General features: G+C 40.8%; 17 protein-coding genes, 1 tRNA gene and 2 pseudogenes. 8 read left to right on the plus strand and 12 right to left on the minus strand.

Going from position 1 to position 17885, the window contains the following annotated elements:
• Window positions 1-413 precede the first annotated feature (413 nt).
• The gene (locus B5F71_RS15000) at window positions 414-1388 is read left to right on the plus strand and encodes a hypothetical protein (protein WP_087211861.1); all 975 of its coding nucleotides are present in this window, start codon (window positions 414-416) and stop codon (window positions 1386-1388) included.
• A gap of 66 nt (window positions 1389-1454) precedes the next feature.
• Here B5F71_RS15000 and B5F71_RS15005 read toward each other — a convergent pair whose 3' ends face one another.
• Window positions 1455-2198, minus strand: coding sequence for a hypothetical protein (locus tag B5F71_RS15005; RefSeq protein ID WP_087211820.1), 744 nt, complete (start codon window positions 2196-2198; stop codon window positions 1455-1457).
• A 144-nt stretch (window positions 2199-2342) separates the two neighbouring features.
• A complete protein-coding gene (locus tag B5F71_RS15010) occupies window positions 2343-2861 on the minus strand; it encodes a hypothetical protein (protein ID WP_087211823.1) in 519 nt (172 codons plus the stop codon).
• Between the two features lie 539 nt (window positions 2862-3400).
• On the opposite strand from B5F71_RS15010, the gene B5F71_RS15015 reads away from it, so the two are divergent.
• From B5F71_RS15015 to B5F71_RS15045, 7 genes are all read left to right on the plus strand, one after another.
• The gene (locus B5F71_RS15015) at window positions 3401-3622 is read left to right on the plus strand and encodes a DUF6140 family protein (RefSeq protein WP_087211826.1); all 222 of its coding nucleotides are present in this window, start codon (window positions 3401-3403) and stop codon (window positions 3620-3622) included.
• 84 nt (window positions 3623-3706) lie between these two features.
• Window positions 3707-5098 carry a hypothetical protein gene (locus B5F71_RS15020; RefSeq protein WP_087211829.1) on the plus strand — a complete coding sequence of 464 codons (1392 nt, stop codon included), beginning with the start codon at window positions 3707-3709 and terminating at the stop codon, window positions 5096-5098.
• Between the two features lie 75 nt (window positions 5099-5173).
• Window positions 5174-6139 carry a WYL domain-containing protein gene (locus tag B5F71_RS15025; RefSeq protein ID WP_087211833.1) on the plus strand — a complete coding sequence of 322 codons (966 nt, stop codon included), beginning with the start codon at window positions 5174-5176 and terminating at the stop codon, window positions 6137-6139.
• On the plus strand, window positions 6127-6678 hold the full coding sequence (locus B5F71_RS15030; RefSeq protein ID WP_087211836.1) for a 3'-5' exonuclease: 552 nt from the start codon (window positions 6127-6129) through the stop codon (window positions 6676-6678). Before B5F71_RS15025 ends, B5F71_RS15030 begins: the two co-directional genes overlap by 13 nt.
• 13 nt (window positions 6679-6691) lie before the next feature.
• On the plus strand, window positions 6692-8623 hold the full coding sequence (locus B5F71_RS15035; protein ID WP_087211863.1) for a DUF262 domain-containing protein: 1932 nt from the start codon (window positions 6692-6694) through the stop codon (window positions 8621-8623).
• On the plus strand, window positions 8620-10983 hold the full coding sequence (locus B5F71_RS15040; protein WP_087211839.1) for a DUF262 domain-containing protein: 2364 nt from the start codon (window positions 8620-8622) through the stop codon (window positions 10981-10983). The genes B5F71_RS15035 and B5F71_RS15040 overlap by 4 nt, the downstream gene beginning before the upstream one ends.
• Window positions 10964-11551, plus strand: a complete 588-nt coding sequence (locus B5F71_RS15045) for a metallophosphatase domain-containing protein (protein WP_241148621.1) — start codon at window positions 10964-10966, stop codon at window positions 11549-11551. The genes B5F71_RS15040 and B5F71_RS15045 overlap by 20 nt, the downstream gene beginning before the upstream one ends.
• Before the next feature lie 174 nt (window positions 11552-11725).
• Here the strand turns inward: B5F71_RS15045 and B5F71_RS15050 are convergent, their stop codons facing one another.
• From B5F71_RS15050 to B5F71_RS15085, 10 genes and pseudogenes are all read right to left on the minus strand, one after another.
• Window positions 11726-12268 (minus strand): hypothetical protein, encoded by a 543-nt coding sequence (locus B5F71_RS15050; RefSeq protein WP_087211842.1) that lies wholly within the window; start codon window positions 12266-12268, stop codon window positions 11726-11728.
• 29 nt (window positions 12269-12297) lie between these two features.
• Window positions 12298-12684: pseudogene (locus B5F71_RS15055) on the minus strand (integrase); the annotation flags it as partial.
• Window positions 12685-13297: 613 nt separating this feature from the next.
• Window positions 13298-13403 (minus strand) — tRNA-Met (locus B5F71_RS20400).
• Window positions 13404-13616: 213 nt separating this feature from the next.
• Window positions 13617-13787: a hypothetical protein gene (locus B5F71_RS20700; RefSeq protein WP_164470541.1), complete on the minus strand. Its 171-nt coding sequence runs from the start codon at window positions 13785-13787 to the stop codon at window positions 13617-13619.
• A gap of 14 nt (window positions 13788-13801) precedes the next feature.
• A complete protein-coding gene (locus tag B5F71_RS15060; protein WP_087211846.1) occupies window positions 13802-14398 on the minus strand; it encodes a zeta toxin family protein in 597 nt (198 codons plus the stop codon).
• Between the two features lie 2 nt (window positions 14399-14400).
• Window positions 14401-14682, minus strand: coding sequence for a xenobiotic reductase B (locus B5F71_RS15065; protein WP_087211849.1), 282 nt, complete (start codon window positions 14680-14682; stop codon window positions 14401-14403).
• Between the two features lie 378 nt (window positions 14683-15060).
• Window positions 15061-15408 (minus strand): hypothetical protein, encoded by a 348-nt coding sequence (locus B5F71_RS15070; protein WP_241148622.1) that lies wholly within the window; start codon window positions 15406-15408, stop codon window positions 15061-15063.
• Between the two features lie 34 nt (window positions 15409-15442).
• Complete coding sequence (locus B5F71_RS15075) at window positions 15443-15730, minus strand: hypothetical protein (RefSeq protein ID WP_143269915.1); 288 nt, start codon at window positions 15728-15730, stop codon at window positions 15443-15445.
• A gap of 92 nt (window positions 15731-15822) precedes the next feature.
• Window positions 15823-17544, minus strand: a complete 1722-nt coding sequence (locus tag B5F71_RS15080) for a hypothetical protein (RefSeq protein WP_241148623.1) — start codon at window positions 17542-17544, stop codon at window positions 15823-15825.
• 45 nt (window positions 17545-17589) lie between these two features.
• Window positions 17590-17885 (minus strand): annotated as a pseudogene (locus B5F71_RS15085) (IS4 family transposase); the annotation flags it as partial.

Genomic DNA, 17885 nt, shown 5'->3' on the forward strand with positions numbered 1-17885 from the left:
GGACAAATAGTCCTCATGCGCAGCCTCGAAATAAGGGAGAAGCGCACAAAACTGTTCATGGCTAACTCCCGTCAAGGCACGGAAACTTTTGCTGTTGTCTTTATGGTCGTGGTAATTCATGTCGCAAAGGTACGCGTATGCGCGATATATAACAAATCTAAATTACATAAACTCTATTGAATTGTTCTCCACGTAGACGGCTTTCATTACAGGACACTTTAACTTTTTCTATAATCAGTCTCGCTTGATTTAATAGTTTGTGTATTTCAGCCATAAGCCTATTCTTTTTCACAAAAATAGCATAAAAGTATTGGCTTTCTACCCCATTAGGCTATAAAATTTTGCAGCAATGCTTGGTATTGGCACAAGCATATCGTTCCTTTGTCCCAGAAATGGACAAACCTATAATGCTTATGAAACTAAAAGAACTATTGACCCAAGTCGGCTTCGACGAACTTCTTCCGCATCTGAAAAGACACGAACCGGAGCATCTTGACAACATCTATGCCTTCCGCGAGGCATACGACATTCTTCAAGGCATGGAACCTGCTACTGGATTTAACGGAGAAATACACGTGGAATGGTCTGGCGGAGAATTTGAAGGTGAAGAGAAATGGATTAGCGTCGGACCGATGCATGATAGCAGTTGGGAAGAAGATTTGGCCAAGGAAATCGTCATAACCGATGATGTGCATCTTTCTCTAGCAGAACTAGCTATGCATTGCCTATGGGAAATCACTTATTGGGGATTTTCACCTGACGAAAGAGAGGAAACATGGCAAAGAAAATTTGGGCCAAAGGTTTTGACTAATAAGTATGAAGTTGCTTTGGATAAACTGGAAGAAAGCATCTGGCGGCATCAGACTCCACGCCGACTACGCAGTAAAGGGAAGGACGGACGGCGTTATGTCAAGTGGACAAACGCGCGTGATTTCTTTAACAATCGCATGAACCGCTCAAAACGAAAGCGGGAATACCGTCAGGACAAACGGGAAGAATATCTGCGCAAAATGGCCGCACGAGAGAATCTGGTAAGGATGCTTTCCGCCGAAGGCAGCACCTTTAGGCGGAGCGACGTGGAGTTTCTGCTCAGTATGCAATACGGTAGACAGTATGATTACCACTCTGTGACACAGGATACCGGTTCACGCCTCGCCTACATTCTGGAGTCAATGACCCAATATCAGCTGTTTGACCTTACGAAGTATGACAGTGCCGTTATCTTCATCCGTTGTCCTTCTCACTGCCCGCTGGATGAAACGGAGCTTGAGCTCTTCCGTAAATCCGTGATGCAACATCTTGGATACACAAACATGTTGTTCGGTATGCAGACAGAAGATTATGAGAAAAAGGAAGTAAAGGTTACGCTGTTATTGAACAAGAGATAAGTTTAAGAAAGGGATGCCAATATACTGATATCCCTTTCTTGGAGTTATTACCTACTAATGTTTGCTTTATTCCCACCACTCCCTCATCTTGTAAAGACGTATCCGGTAATACAGCCGCTCCATTTTGCGGACATATATTTTCTTGCCATAATAGAACTTGTCGGGAAGACCGTCTTCTTCATCACTTGGTGCAGGCGCTTCTTCATAAGCGCCCACTAGAGTGGAAGGAACTATATTCTTTACATTTCTGGTATTCATTCGTTCAATCTGTTGCCGGGAGATGTGCAGGCCATCTCCTTTGATATGTTGCAGCAGGCTGATGCAAATATCTATCCAGCGGTTGAAGCTGAAGTTACCATTCTCGTTCGCTATCAAAGAATGTGAGAAGTAAGCCCTCATACAACGCAATTTGGCACACTCCAAAGCATACAGATATTGCCAGTCATATTGCGGGTCGTGGGCGGCATGTTCCACCAACTCGTCAATGAGCGGTTGCAGATGTTCTTTTTTCCATTCGTTGAAACGCTTGCGGTGATACCACAAGCCACGCTCATAACTTGCGGTAGCCATTTTTTCGGAGTTTCTTTCTTCTTCCGTAGGCTTATGGCCGTTGCTGTGGCTGTATGTGTTCCATTCAGCAAATACCGTTACCCATTGTTCAAACTCCTCATCGGAATACAGTTCCTTCGGCCTGCGCATCCCTCGTCTTAGCAAATCCTTTTTCTCTTCTTCCGACAAATACGACACGTCAGCCAACGGATAGCTGTAATCACTTTGGCTTAAACCTGACAACATCTTAGGTTCGTCCATATTATTCTGCTGTTTTGAAATTATAGATTGGCTTTATCACATTCATAATGTCCACCGTATCACGAATGTTTCCGATGATTTCATCCTTGTGATGCGTCCGGTACCATGTGGGACGGAACAGCTTTCTATCGTTTTCATTTTACTTTATGAAAGAATACGTATCTTTAATTGTTTCTTTTCGTCTTCAACCAATTTATCCCACAGGCGTGAACGCTGCAGGGCGGATGCCGGAATATAATCCTGGTATTTCTCCAGAAACTCCATGCTGTACAAATCATCCCGGTTATAACAGTCGATGATTTCACTCCAATCCCAATATTCGGCAAACTGTTCCAAGAGCGCGGGAGTCAGTTCCACGCTTGAATTACCCGACAATTTAGACCAGTTCCAACAATTCTTGTATTTTCCCAGATTTTCAGCCGAAAACAGATGTTCGTTGTCGGAACCGGAAAGCTCATCCCAATCTACTTTGTTCTTGAACTTCTCTATCATGGATACAGTCCAAAGAATGTTCCGATTGTCGGAAATCTCTTTCCACGACACCTTGTCCTTGTACTTTTCCAGCAGTTGCTCATTCCACGCAAATTCATTCGACAGTTCTTTCCATGCGGCTTCTTCCAATACTTTAGCCATAAAATCGTTGTTCCAATTCTTTGTTGCCATACTACTTGTTATTAAAAGGTTTAACTTCAATTCTGCTGCAAAGTAAATGTCGGCAAGTGCCAAAACGAGGCAGAACCACAAAAAAAATTTGCATCAATAATGCTGCAATTTGGCACATCTATGTTGTATCTTTGCGACATTACTTTACAATGTTTAGGTAAAAAGTGTGGAAGTGTGGAGTACATTGCATTATTCTCTATTTTTATTGTATATTTGCGTTTGCGGATGAACCGAAAAACTCACCGCACATAATGACTTGATTAGAGAAGAAGCGTTGCTGATCTTGTAGTTTGGAAACCTAGGAAATTTTCAGATTAACACAAGAAGACGGCATAGTGGTTCTCACGCGATATGGCGTGGGCTGCTATACTCCACACTTGTGTTAAGGTTATCCTAGGACCTCCAAACTAAATGTGGACTTGCAGTTCCACGTCTTACGTTTATAAAGGCATAGCTTGTAGGACTGTAAGTACAAATAAAAAAGCAACTATAGCAGTTAACTAAATATACCAATGTTTAACTTTTAAATTTGTATAATTATGAGCAAAGTATTTCAAGTTGTCCCCAAGCGAGTGAAACGCTGCAACGGAACAGTCCTTACACCGGAAATGTCGGTCATCGTAACAACGGAACACCACACCTCAGACCCTTTCTACAATGGGGCGAAAGAGTTGCAAGCAGCTTATATGGATAAGTATGGCTTCGACTACCGTAAGGCCTGCTGTAGTAAATACGACTTCGAGTTCAAGAACTTAGACTAAAAAACTCTATTACAGAGATAAAGTACAACCATGTGTTAGATTTTATCTCTGTTTTATTATCCTTAACTTACACGTATGAATAAAATGAAACAAGTGTTGACTGATCACAAGAATTCGGTCATTATAGCTTCAACGATAGCTTTGATAGTAATAGCATGCGCTTTTGCCGTCTATTTGAGGCTTTATACTGGTAAAGAACTTTGGTATGAGATGTTTGCTGCAATAATCGGAGTCATCATCACGGCAATTATCACCATGATGCTCCTTATAGGTCAAACCGACAGTGACGAAAAGCGCGAGAAGAAAGGCAAGGTGTTTGAAGAAAAACTGCGCATATACCAAGAATACCTTTCGACCTTATACGATGTTATTAAAGACGGAAAGAATACCAACGAGGAGAAGCTAAAGCTGGCATTCAAGACTTCGTCGGTGGCCATGCACTGTGCACCTGAACGGGTTGAGAAAATAAGCGAAAGCGTTAAAGAAATATTTAAAAGGACAATTAAGGAGGACGGCAACGCGCTGGAAAAACTTAGTGAAGAAGATTTGAAAGTAGTTTTAAAAAATTTGTTCGATATAATGGAAGCATTTAAAGCCGACCTATATGAGAACTATAAAAGGCATGAAACACTTAAATGGAACAAGACGCTCTTAAACTTTCTTGACGCATTTAAACTTGAACAAAACGATGGCGATGCGCCTCAACAAATGCCTGTCGACACGAAAGATAATATAAAAACTAATGATGCAAAGACCGCAGACGAAGACTGGGAAGAAAAGAAAAAAGACTGGACTCTCAGAGGTTGGACGGTCAATGATTATCTTGCCAGCAAAAACGGTTTTATGCTTACGTTGACAGGCTCTGACGCAGGCAATAATCAGCCTGCCTTTGTGGATGTAGGATGGTACGACGGGCATTATTACATTCAAGCTTCATATGAGCGTGACCCGAATTTCGCTAAAGCCTTGAAGTGGGAATATGGAGGCCGCAGGAGCCATGGCACATGGTGGAAATACTTCGACGATGAGTTTTACAACATACCCGAAGGGCAATTATACACATATTTCTGCGACAATAAAAAACTGCGTGAATATCTTTATGAGAAGATAGTGAACCTTATGGACATTGTTGAACGTGAAAATCACATTATAAAATTAAAGGACAACGTAGGAACACGTGAGGGCTGGGATATATTTACATGGTATTGGGACACTCTCGCATGCACCTACGAAAATAATGCAGACCGTCCGTTCATTGATGTCACGCGAGAAAAAACAGGTAATGTAAAAATAAAGTTGGCAAACAGGACAGAACAACCAGAACTCCTCAAAGAACTAATACAAAAAATTGGTTGTGGCAATCTTAAACCAGAAAAGGATGGGTATTATGTACTTAATGAATTGGATGAAAACGATAAAATACCTTCAAAGGTAAAAGAATGGATGAATAAAATAGAGGAAGGGACTAAAAAATGAGTGTCGACCATTCATGTGATCTCATTACATTCCATTTATACATTTGGTCAATATAATAATAAACAAAAATGTGATATGGCAGCAAATCTTTTCGGACGGTACGTCTGGTTGATAGATACCCTGCGCAGATACAAACGTCTGACATTTCAAGAAATCAATGAGCTTTGGCGGGAAAGCGGACTGGGTTATGGTGAGGAATTGCCTTTGCGCACGTTCCATAATCACCAGAAGGCTATCAAGGACATCTTTGACGTGTACATCGAATGTGATAGGAAAGACGGCTATCGGTATTACATAGACGAGCCGGAACGGCTGGAAGGAAATAACCTGCAAAGTTGGCTAATCAGTTCCTATGCCACCTTGAACCAAATTCAGGCAGACAACAAGTTGGAAGACCGGATTATTTTTGAGGATATTCCATCAGGGCAAACATGGCTCACGCCTATCGCCGAAGCCATGCGGCGCAATCATGTGTTGAGCATTACGCACCAAGGCTTCGGCAAACCGGAAGCCAACACGTTTGTGATTGAGCCATACTGCCTAAAAGTCGTGAAGTGCCGTTGGTACGTGGTGGCACGCAGTCCCTATTATTCAGACCGGAATAAAGAGAAAGGCATTAAGCCTGCTGATGTCTACCGAGTGTATGCTCTCGACCGTATTTCAGACATTCAGGACACGGGCAAGACATTCAAGATGAAAAAGGACTTTGATATCAATCACTATTTTAAAGGATGCTGTGGAGTAATCACATCGAATGAACCCATACAGCGCATTGTTCTTTTGGCTTATGGCGGTTTTGCCGATTATCTGCGTACCTTACCCTTGCACGAATCACAACGGGAAATAGAAGGCGATGATGAGTCCACACTCTTTGAATATCATCTAAAACCGACTTTCGACTTCTATCAGTTGGTTCTTGCCCAAGGCGACCAGGTAGAAGTGCTGGAGCCGGAATCCGTGCGCAGCGAAATGCGCAATTTTGCAAAAAACATGTTGAACTATTATACTTGGAAAGAGGAGGATAAACCATGCAAGGAATAAATTTCATCGCCATAGATTTTGAGACAGCTACAGGCAAACGTGCTTCCATCTGTGAAGCAGGCATCTGCGTAGTGCGTGACGGAGAGATTGTGGAAACCCGTTCGTGGCTTGTCCGTCCGCAAGGAAATAGTTACAGTTATTGGAACATGCAGATTCACGGCATCCGACCGAATGATACTGTCTATTCACCGGAATTCCCGGAAATATGGGCAGAAATCAGCAAATACCTTAAAGACATACCAGTGCTTGTGGCTCACAATGCCGCTTTTGACATCGGTTGCATCCGTCATTCGTTGGAACTATACGGCATTAAGAAGCCTGACATTACCTATTATTGTTCCCTCCGTGCAGCACGCAGGTTATACAACTTCGGTTGCAACAGTCTGGATTACCTTTGCGACCAATTCAAGATATCTTACGGGCAACACCACCGGGCAGGCAATGATGCCGAGATGTGCGCACGGTTGTTTCTGAGAGAAATAAAGGACTTCGGACTTTGTGGATTAGAGGAAATGAAGTACTATGGTGGAAAATTATAAAATTACGAATATTATGGAAAAACAATGTAACGACAATCAAATTGGATTGAAAACAATAGGAGAGCTTTCAGGCTTGAGCTTTTTCATCCCGAATTATCAGCGCGGCTACAGGTGGACACGCCAACAAGTGAAGGACTTGCTCAACGACATCAACGAGTTCGATGCCAGCAAGGATGGATTCTATTGCTTGCAACCATTGGTGGTGAGACTACGCAACGAAAAAGATATTGTAACAAAAATACATGAAACGAATAAACTTTCAGAGATAAGGGAAATTCTCAATAAGAGCGTTGGCAAGTGGGAAGTTATAGACGGTCAACAGCGACTTACCACTATATACATCATTCTCAGAAGCCTTGACTCCAATGAGCCTTATTCATTGGAATACGCAACTCGCGCCAAAAGCAGGGAGTTCCTTCTCAATATGGATAAATATAATGAAAGGGACAACATTGACTTTTATTATATGGATCAAGCCAAGAAAACCGTGAAGGAATGGCTCAAACCAGACTTTGACAAAGGGGCATTCTTGGACAAGCTGAAAAACAAAGTTAATTTTATATGGTATGAATCTGTTGACGAAGACCCCATAAAGGTGTTCACCCGACTGAACATCGGCAAAATAGCCCTTACCAATTCAGAGCTGATAAAGGCATTGTTCCTCAACAGATCTAATTTTGCGGGAAAGTCGACGGACAGTTTAAGATTGAGGCAACAAGAAATCGCAAGCGAATGGGATAAGATAGAATATACCCTGCAAAGCGACGAGTTTTGGCTATTCCTGCACGACAAGGGTTATGATCGTCCGACGCGTATAGACTTCATCTTCAATTTGATTTGCAGCAGAAATTCGCTTAATATTGAAAAACTCAATAAAGAGGATGAAAAGGAAAAGATTATTGGTTCTGACGAACACAGGACATTCCGATATTTTTATGAATACTTCAAGTCCTCACACATAGATGGGAATAATGACGAAGAAACCCTATTGCAAAAAACAGAAAAGGCTTGGCAGACTGTAAAATCCTATTTCCAGACGTTTAATGAATGGTATGATGACTTGGAACTTTATCATTACGTGGGTTTTCTCCTTGCGGTAGGCACCATTCCCATTAAACAACTTGTAAACTCATGGAAAGCGAAGAAAGGTAAGAAGGAATTTGTACGCTACCTGAAAGACGAAATCAAGAAAGCGATAGGCAACAATAGCACAGACTACCCATACAAAGAAGATGGAAGCGACAAGCGCAACTGCTGCCGCCTATTGCTGTTTCACAACATACAGACTGTGATAAATCAAAACCAGGCACAACAAAGCAACAATAAATACCAGATAGGGATATTTTACAAATTTCCGTTCCACCTGTATAAGTTGGAAGGATGGGACGTGGAGCACATCAATTCCAGCACAAGCAACTCGGAAGAAGATGACGGCACACGCAAGGAATGGCTTGTCAACGTCTATCTAAGTGCCGATGAAGATATACGGAAATACATAAACAACTATTTCGACACCGAGGATAAAAATACAAAAGACGAGCTTTTCAAGAAAATAAAAAAGAACTTCAATGAAGGTCCTGAGGTCTGGACGCCAGAAGAAAAGAACAGAATATGGAATTACACCCTGCTTGATTCATCAACAAACAGGAGTTATGGCAACGCCATTTTTTCCGCGAAACGCCGTGTCATTATTGGCAAGGACCAAGGCAAACTGATACCAGTACCGAAGCTAATGAAAGACGGGAAGCTCGCAATAGACAAAGAAAGCAAGTGGGCCACTTCCTCTTTTGTTCCACCGTGCACGAAACAAGTATTCCTAAAATATTACTCATCTACAATCGGTGACAATAACTATTGGACAAAAGCTGACGCTGAAGCTTACAAAAACGACATAGACTCATGCTTGGAAAAGCTTGAACAAAACGATCAGGAGGACAAACAATGACAAACGAAGCAACTTCTTTCTGGAAATTTATCGGCAATTACCAAATAGAAATTCCGATAATACAACGCGACTATGCACAGGGCAGATTGGGCAAAGAACACTTGCGCAACAATTTTCTCGTGAACCTAAAGCTAGCATTAGATTATCAATTGCCGGAACCTGCATTGAAACTTGATTTTGTTTATGGTTCCGAAGACGAAGGCAAACTATCTCCACTTGACGGTCAACAAAGGCTTACCACGCTATGGCTGCTTCATTGGTACGTGGCACTCAGGGCTGGCAAGCTCGAAGAAGCCTCTGTAAGGCTGAGAAATTTCACATACGAGACGCGAATATCTTCAAGGGAGTTTTGCAGAAACCTATGCATACCCCAAAATTTTGAAGAATATGAAGGCAACATAGGAATTGTGGATTTCATAACCAGCCGCACTTGGTTTTACTCTTCCTGGAAGCAAGACCCAACCATACAATCAATGTTGAGAATGATTGGCGGCACAAAGATTAACGATAAACAAGGTAACGATATTATTGATGGCTTGGAAGAATTGTTTGACGCAAACAAAGAGAGTTTTGAAAGTTATTGGACAGCTTTGACTTCTGAAAATGCACCTATCGTGTTTTATTATCTTAATCTTAAAGACTTTAAGCTAACGGATAACTTGTACATCAAAATGAACGCTCGTGGTAAGCAACTCACTTCATTCGAGAATTTCAAGGCTGATTTTATCGGATACATTGAAGAAAAGGCAAAAGAGGATGATGCTTGGGGAAGATTTCTTAATACCGAAAAGGGCATTCCTATAAAACTTGACACTGAATGGACGGATGTCTTTTGGAAGAATCGCGACAGTAATGGAGAGATTGACAGGATTTTCTTTGCTTTCCTAAACAGATATCTCTTGAATTGCGCTATCATATATAATGACGCAAAGGACACATCAAAAGAATGGAAACTATATGGAACGGAATCAGACGATTCATCGCTTCGCTATGATAATGGCTTTAGCATCTATTCTTCCATCCTCTCAAAGCCAGAATTCTTGGAGAATCTAAGTTCCCTTTTTGAGCGTTTAGCAGGAGTCAAGGAAGATGTCTGTGCGTATCTGCCAAAGTGGTTCGGGGAGTTTGATTTCATCCCTAAATATACTGGTAATACCATTTCCACGCTCACGCAGACGCAAAGGGTGGTATTCTTCGGGGTATGCCGGTATTTGGAATCCTGCTCAGCGTTCAATGAGCGTCGCTTCAGAAGGTGGATGAGAGTGGTGTGCAATTTAGCGGAGAACACCACGATAAATACGGTTGACGCAATGGTCGCTCGTCTGAAATTAATAGATGAATTGAGCAAACACGTGGAAAACATCTATGAATATTTGGCAAGCGAAGATTTCAAAATACAATCAAAAGCGTCTCCTGAACAATTAGGAGAGGAAATAGCGAAAGCCAAGCAAATACTTAAACCTCAGGAAGCGCAACTACCCGAGCGGCCTACTGATTGGAGTGACGATAAAGAATGGAATTGGGAGTCGGCTATATCGGAAGCAGAAGGATATGCCTTTTTCAATGGTGCAATCCGATTTCTGTTTAGAAATAAAAACAATAAATGGGAGTGGAATAATTTTACGACAAAATGGAGAAATGCTCAGTTTCTATTCGGCGAAAAAGGATTTTACAAGAACAAATCCACTTTATTGCGGTATTTTATTAGTAAATTTACAGAATGGGATATGTTTTTGGGGATTACTTTTGATAGTACGCAATCGTCTTGGCGTTCTAATTTGTTAGATGACAAGTGGAGTTGCCCAATCGATGAAATGTTGTGTTCTTCCAGTTTCGAGGTTAATCCTGATTACCACTCATCATTCGAAGGAAAGCAAAAGGCTGTGCAAGAAGAACTTGTGATATCCGGTTTATTGGACTATATTGAGAGAGGATGTTATTTGAACTACAGGGACAACGACATTTACATTCTCTATCCCTACAACGCAAAAGCTGATAGGAAGAAATACATAATCGCTGACAAGCGTAACAAGCTATTGTCAACCCTTTACGGCGGGTGCATTGACCTGTCCAACAAACAGCTTGGCAAGATCTACACCAACCAGAAGATTGAAGGGTGTGATTTTTTCTGGGGATGGGACATCCATTTCATTTATGTTGATGATGCAGAGTATGCGTTCCGTTGGCAACATTGGAATTGGATTGACCTGTATGAGGACAATAAACGCCTTTATGAAGAAAACAACAACCTGACCATTAATGGTAGCGAGATAAAGGATGAAAAGGATTTGGTTGAGAAGATGGACCAATGTATAGACCGTTATAGAATTTCAAAAGGAAATGCCGACCAACTCAATTAATTTTCTCCACATCTCTGACACTCACAGTCAGCATCGGCGGCTCACACAGCTGCCCGATGCTGACATCCTTATACATTCAGGAGATTTTACCATGAATGGAAGCGAGCAAGAAGCCATTGATTTCATGAATTGGTTTTGCGACCTTCCTTACCCTCACAAGATTTTTATTTGTGGCAATCACGATGCCTGCCTATACGGATCTAAGATAGATGGACTGGATAAGAATGTACATTATCTATGTAATTCCGGTGTGGTTATTGATGGAGTTAAATTCTATGGTGTTCCCATGTTCATGGAAGATTGTATTTCTGACCGTCAGAGTCGCAACTATGCAGCCGTACCTACCAATACTGACGTATTGATTACCCATTGCCCGCCCTATGGTATTCTTGATTTTGACGATGAGTTAAACTATGGTTCGACAGAACTTTTGGCGAGGATAAAAGAAATAAAACCCCGTTTACATCTGTTTGGCCATATCCATAAACAGCATGGCGTAAAGAAAGATGGTTTAACTATTTTCTCAAATGGTGCGATCATGAATGGAGATTACACGTTCCGAACCTGATTGAAATCTAATGAAAGTATTGATTATTCAGAAAGGGGTATTTAAGGAAATGGCGGCGAAGTTCAGTCGCTTTTCCGAACTTTGCTTTTTAATTTGCTAACAAGTTGTTGGTAAAGACTGGAGCATGTTAGAGGCAGAAAACCGTCCATATTGGATGGCATCGCACATGACACTTCACGCGACACAATATACAATCAACCCTAATGCCATCGTATAAACGAACAAAAATATTACCAAAACTTTCATCCAGAAGTCAGAGAACCAAACACCTTCATTCCGCCTAAGGATTTTGCGCATATTGGATTCATGTTCCGTTAGCATCTTCGCCTGTTCGGAACGGTGATTTCCCAGCATGGTTTTCCATGTCTCAATGGCTTGGTTTAAGAGCTGTTGAAGCTGGACAAGATGTTCGAATTTTATAGTTGCCTTGAACCGCGTGTTTTGCTCTGCTTTTACAATCGCATTGCAAATGCCGTTGATAACATTATTGGAACTACTAATAGCTTCCTGCAAAACCATCGCAGCCTCACCCTCAGCTTTAATAGCATCCAGAAGATCTTGATGGATTTTCAATAGTGCCTCTTTTGCTTCACGGATTTCTGTGAGCCGCTTGTCTGCATCCTGCTTTTCAGCCTCTATCTCATGGCTGATTCCAGCCTTTTTCAACATATCATCAACGTTTATTGATGGAATGATTTTTGATTTTCCAATTCCCATGATTCTTGTCTTTTAATAGTTCATATATCAATAAAGGATTGTGACTTGGTCATGTTTTCTTTGGATAGCATCACACCCTCACCCATGATACATTGGCGTACCATTTCAAATGTCAGGATGCCACCCTTGTTCAGATTCATCAGCATTTCTTTGTATTTGGGAACAAAGGTATCTTTCCACTCTTTTTGAAGTTTGTAGTTCTCGCTCTTGCATTTAGTCGCATTACAGATGTCTGAGAACTTTCTTTCAGTGAAAGAACTTCCGGCAGTAAGATAAAAGAATTTGCGGTCTATCGTGAAACGGAGAGATAACGGAAACTCGCACGCGTTTTTCCTGCGAGTACGTGAGTCCAACACGACAGAAACAGAACAGTTCCATTCCTTGAAAAGCGACAGGGACTTTGTCTGTTTTTCCATTGCATTCATTGTTTATGTTCAACATAACCTCTGAATACAGACGCTTTGCAATGTGAGGCATACATATACAAAACACTGCATATAACCACAGAGTCCCTATCCCTAGACGGATAAAAACATTGCCGTTATATGCAGCGGTGCAATCTCGTTGTCTTCTGTCGCTGACTGGTAACCGGGCTTATGCTAATCGGCCTCAACCCCTGAAGCAACTCTCGCGTTTCGTTTGTCATAGAGAACCCTCCGACTGGTACTCCCTCTACGCATTGATCCATCGGAATGGGATAACCCTCCCACGGCGGTTAAGCAAACTCACTTTTCTTTTTCAAGAAAGAGCACCACCAAGGTCATGGCTTGCCACAAATGCATTACGCAATACAAAAGTACGATATTATTCTATAAATCAAAGTGTAAATGGAATATATTTGAGTTTATTTAACCGCCAAGTAGAGTCATATTAACAGAATATTTCAATGAGTTATGTTATAGAATGGCATGGGATTTCATAGAAATTCTATGTGTAAACAGAGCCAACTCAAACCGTTTGTTTACGCATTGTTTACGCAGACAAAGAAAAAAGCACTTGTGATTTCTCGTAAGTGCTTGATTCTTAACGTGGACCAGCCAGGGCTTGAACCTGGGACCTCCAGATTATGAGTCTGTTGCTCTCTTCGGCATAGAAAAGCTGCGTTTTCCTATGCAACCAACTGAGCTACAAGTCCTTTGCACATCATTGCTAACAAGTTAATGAACTCTATTAAGAATGAATTAGTCAACAATCAGTCAACATTCGTTCTTGTTGCAAAGATAGTCATTCTTATGAGTTTATGCAATGATAAAGGCTATATTTAGTAAGTTGTTTGCAACTATTCCTATATTGAGAGATAGTATAGTTTTTATGATAAGGTATTTGTTCCGGTAGGTGATTCCTGCTTTTATATCAGTATTCCCGTTTTGAGAATGTCTGCATAGAGAGGATTGTTGATGTCCTCTGTATGGTTGCCTTTGCTGTATGAGCCATAAAGGTAAAGAGCCTTTAAGGGCAACCGTTCTGCGACTGCCGCTTTATATCGCTGTGCCAATTTTATAGCTTGCTCTTTATCCATAGACAAAACTACCTTTATTTTAGTTTATCAAATGCTTCTGCAAAGAAACGGTTAAACCATTCGTAGCTCTGATTAGTGATTTCGTGTTTAGCTGATTTCTTGATATAGATTGCCACTATTTCTCCATAATTGGAGTTCCCGTCTACAAATGTGATATTGTCAAAAAGATGCAGATTTTCTTGTACACGCTTGATTCCCTCATAGAAGTTGTATTCTATGATTTCATTCGCAACATCGTGTCCTCCAAACAACTTTCTTTGCATCACCCTTGTTGTGCTTTCCTCCAAAGACCCTAAACCAAAATATAAAAGCGAGATTTTATATCCGGCTTCCTTGAACTCCCCAATCATGTTCAAAATAAGGTCGTTGGAGAAGTTTGTTTCAAAAGCGAAGTCTTTATGCTGTGCAATGGCTTCATCTTTTTGCTTCTGCAATTCGCTTGCTACTGTACCACTTATCCAGCGTTCTATCCAATCAGGATGTTCCTTACGCAGATTGAGTGCAAGCAAATCACCATCAAAAGATTTGCAATGCAAATAATAAGGAGACAAACGGCTCTTACCAGCTCCGTTTACACCTGCTATTACTGTAAATTCAGGACGTGTTTCCATTCCTATTTGTTTAACAGGTAAGCGTATCTGCCTTTCCCCTTGTCTGCAACTCTTGAAATAACCTTGTAGCTTCTTTCCTTACGGTTGAACTCTACCAAATCTTCACTACCGTCAGGATTAGCCAAATAGAAGTTGCCTTGCTTATCCCAAAATGGAATAGAAATGCCTTTTGCCCAGCCCTCCAAGTAAATGTGTTCCACTTCCTTGCGGACATTCTCATTCACTTCCTTGACGGTCTTTCCATTGGAGAGTTGAATGTTTTCTATTTCTGCATATTCGCACATAATAGTCTATGATTTGTTTTGAGCAAAGGTAGTGAATATTGTTGAATTATAGTACAATAAGCCACTGATAAATGCCTTTCAAGTATGATTTTTAGCAAGAAGACTATTTTCTACTCCTCCTTATAAATTGGATTCCGTTCAAAAAAAGTACCAGCTAAAAAGAAACGGCATCCATATTGAATAAATGCCATTTCTTCTTATCAAGTTTTTTAGAAGCCGAAGCCAATAGAAACAGACACACCATGAGGGTAAATATCCGTTTTATTTTGTTCTGACACCCATCCCATTTCATTTGGCTTTATCCAATCATCACAAGGGTTGGCATTGTAGGTATATCCAACTTTTAGAAACACAGATAATCCTTTATAGAAGTTCCAATTAACACCCACTCCCGGATTCATCAAGTAGGCTATATCCGATTTTTGCATCTATGAAGGGAGAAACTTTCTTCTTTAACATGGTGTAGTTAACATCTGCATATATGGGAATGGCAGTATAGCTATCTCCTAAACGTATTCCAGCACCTGCACCCACATAAAGGTATGGGTTAAATTGAAAACCATGTGTTGTGTAAATATCAGTGGTACTAAACAGTCCCATATCATCGGTATGCAGTGTTCTGCCACCCTCAATAGAGCCTTTATAAGTTTGCACATTGCTTGTTGTGAGAGCTATGCTCAATGTAATAAGAGCAAAGAGCAACCCCATAATTCTTAATGTTTTCATCTGTCTTTTGTTTTTATATTAAACGTATATCTTGTTACTCGTTTGTCACTCTTATATATTTCTCAATCTCTCCGCTTACAAGTTCGTCTATGCTGTCTGCATATATCCTTTGCCGTCTAAGTTGCTTTATAAGGCTGTCATTGGATAGTTTGAGTATCTTGAAATGCTGTTCTCCAAAGCCCTTATTATAGATAATCAACAAATCAGGCTTTATCAGGTGGTAGGTAAATTTACCCGTTTCAGGTGGGCAGTCAGCCTTACCGTTCTTGTAAAAACCAAGTGTGTCAAGAACATTAACATAACCATCAGCATATTCCACCATTTTCCATTTGCCAACTATCAAGCTGTCGATAGAAGCATAATTTATAGGTTGCTGTTTGTTTTTGCAACTATAAAAGAATGACAAAGTTATTCCTATAATTCTTCGACTTGGAAGAACTCACGAATCGTCTGTGCTGTAACCGTATCTTTGGGCGATATGTCAAGCATCTTATAAAGTCTGACTAATTCAGCCTTTATATATTTCAATGTATAGCATTTCCCTACTTGAAAGGAGTTCTTCAATAGTTGGACAAACTCAACACCTGTCGTCTTTTCCCGATAGCGTTTCAGTATCATGGCTTCTTTGATTTTCTTCGGTGAGTAATTGTTAATCTCTATCACTTCCTTTCCTACCGTTTCATAGGCTTCCACTATAAAAGGGTCAAGTCTGCGAAGTTCCCTTATGTGCGTTTGGACAATGGGAGAATCCATGTCGTTTTTCAAAGATTCAAGAATCTCCACCAACTTTTTACGGCTTTCCTTTATTGATGTATTCTTGTTCTCCAATGTCAACCGTTCCTTGTCGCCTAATGGATAAAATAGCGAATCGGATATTTCCGCTCTGAAATGGCTTGTCTTTCCATAGAGTGACATGAGCAAGTCAATGTTGTTGTATGAGGACTTAACCAATGCTTCATCCATATAGTTGTCAATGGCAAAATAATCAATCTTGCCGTTTTTCAGCATCTTGTTAAATGGCAATATATCCAACGCTGCCTTAAAAGCGTTTCTTGTTTCCAAAGAGGTTGTACAATCATATATCCGTTTTATCGTCATATATGCTTCTCTACTTGCTTTTAGATATTCTACTATGCCGGACTTTGTTCTAACAGGGTAGCTTTCATTGGTGTTCACGATATGGTGTATGGTGGAAACTCCACCCCTAAACCGTCCGATTGCCTGTACCGCATCCGTGCAAGGGTCTATCATAGTATATTCAGCAAAGTAAGGCTCTGTCACAAAGGCAACATCAGGTTTCTCGTCAAGTTCTATATCCAATGCACTGTAAAAACGGCTTGTAAAGAACATATAAGGCTTCTTGTGCTTGTCGTTCCAATTATCATAAGCTCGGTTGAATCCGCTTCGTTTCAGTTTATCCACGCTCTTTGCGGAACAAAACACCACACTGTCCTCAATGATATTCAGCTTATTCATAAGTTGAAGAATCATGTCTGTGCTGTTGATGAAAAAGCAAATGCTTCTCGGTTCTTCCTGTACCTGTTGAATTTGGGGCAGGGTCACTTTCAACGCTTCAAGCACGTTGTTTGTATGGACTATGTTCATTGCTTTGGTATAATCATAATCGGGCTTGACTTCTACAAGTATAAAATTTTGTTCTTCAAAACGTAGGTCAGAGGGAATAATCGGGGTTGCTGACACCATAGCTTTCCCGTCAAAATGAAAGAAATCGTCTATTGGCAAAGTTATATCCTCCCGATAATCGTTGTCCTTGACAAGTTTGTGGCACTCATCCAACAACATGAAGCACATTGTGTACATATTCAGTTCCAAGTATTCAAAGGCTTGCTTGACCTTGTAGAAACTTTCGGGTGTACATAGTATCTTAATGAGTTTACCATTGGCAATGGTGTCTTCAAGATATGCAATCACATCATCTACCGTGACTTTCTGCATTACCCCGAAAAGGTTGTCTTTCTTGTGTTTCGGGTCTTTACATTTGCCCACAATGGGCGGTTGGTTTAACTCTATAATAATAGAATGGCGTTCAGCCTTGATTTCTGAATAAGTAGCTCCCAATCCTGTAAGCGTCTTACAAAGAATAGTATTTGTTTCAATCGTGTAAATATCAGACAAGCGTTGCCCTTTATTTATTGGTAAGATTATTCAAGTTTCGCAAGTTCAACTTGCAGGTTTTAATCTATAAATGTCGCAAATATGTTTCATATCTTCCTCCCTGTTGATGATAGCCTGATAGATATCTTCATCAGTCAATCCGAAGAGTTCCGCAACCGCAATGACCAGTTCTTGCATGACGCCCCATATCCTTTCCGCAACGGACAGTTCCAAAGAATCCTTGGTTACGTCTTCAAAGAGCTTTCCCATGGTCTCGTAGGCTGCAAACCTCTTCACTAAGGAAAGGATGTTGTATTGCAAAGCCGTCAGGGATGTCGCCGCGATTTGCGAGGCGAAGTTGC

The organism is Bacteroides sp. An269, assembly GCF_002159755.1.
Lineage (GTDB): Bacteria > Bacteroidota > Bacteroidia > Bacteroidales > Bacteroidaceae > Phocaeicola > Phocaeicola intestinalis.

Coding starts and splice junctions, on each gene's coding strand:
- B5F71_RS15000 (WP_087211861.1), top strand. CDS start 414: ATGAAACTAAAAGAACTATTGACCCAAGTCGGCTTCGACGAACTTCTT.
- B5F71_RS15005 (WP_087211820.1), bottom strand. CDS start 2,198: ATGGACGAACCTAAGATGTTGTCAGGTTTAAGCCAAAGTGATTACAGC.
- B5F71_RS15010 (WP_087211823.1), bottom strand. CDS start 2,861: ATGGCAACAAAGAATTGGAACAACGATTTTATGGCTAAAGTATTGGAA.
- B5F71_RS15015 (WP_087211826.1), top strand. CDS start 3,401: ATGAGCAAAGTATTTCAAGTTGTCCCCAAGCGAGTGAAACGCTGCAAC.
- B5F71_RS15020 (WP_087211829.1), top strand. CDS start 3,707: ATGAAACAAGTGTTGACTGATCACAAGAATTCGGTCATTATAGCTTCA.
- B5F71_RS15025 (WP_087211833.1), top strand. CDS start 5,174: ATGGCAGCAAATCTTTTCGGACGGTACGTCTGGTTGATAGATACCCTG.
- B5F71_RS15030 (WP_087211836.1), top strand. CDS start 6,127: ATGCAAGGAATAAATTTCATCGCCATAGATTTTGAGACAGCTACAGGC.
- B5F71_RS15035 (WP_087211863.1), top strand. CDS start 6,692: ATGGAAAAACAATGTAACGACAATCAAATTGGATTGAAAACAATAGGA.
- B5F71_RS15040 (WP_087211839.1), top strand. CDS start 8,620: ATGACAAACGAAGCAACTTCTTTCTGGAAATTTATCGGCAATTACCAA.
- B5F71_RS15045 (WP_241148621.1), top strand. CDS start 10,964: ATGCCGACCAACTCAATTAATTTTCTCCACATCTCTGACACTCACAGT.
- B5F71_RS15050 (WP_087211842.1), bottom strand. CDS start 12,268: ATGGGAATTGGAAAATCAAAAATCATTCCATCAATAAACGTTGATGAT.
- B5F71_RS20700 (WP_164470541.1), bottom strand. CDS start 13,787: ATGGATAAAGAGCAAGCTATAAAATTGGCACAGCGATATAAAGCGGCA.
- B5F71_RS15060 (WP_087211846.1), bottom strand. CDS start 14,398: ATGGAAACACGTCCTGAATTTACAGTAATAGCAGGTGTAAACGGAGCT.
- B5F71_RS15065 (WP_087211849.1), bottom strand. CDS start 14,682: ATGTGCGAATATGCAGAAATAGAAAACATTCAACTCTCCAATGGAAAG.
- B5F71_RS15070 (WP_241148622.1), bottom strand. CDS start 15,408: ATGAAAACATTAAGAATTATGGGGTTGCTCTTTGCTCTTATTACATTG.
- B5F71_RS15075 (WP_143269915.1), bottom strand. CDS start 15,730: ATGGTGGAATATGCTGATGGTTATGTTAATGTTCTTGACACACTTGGT.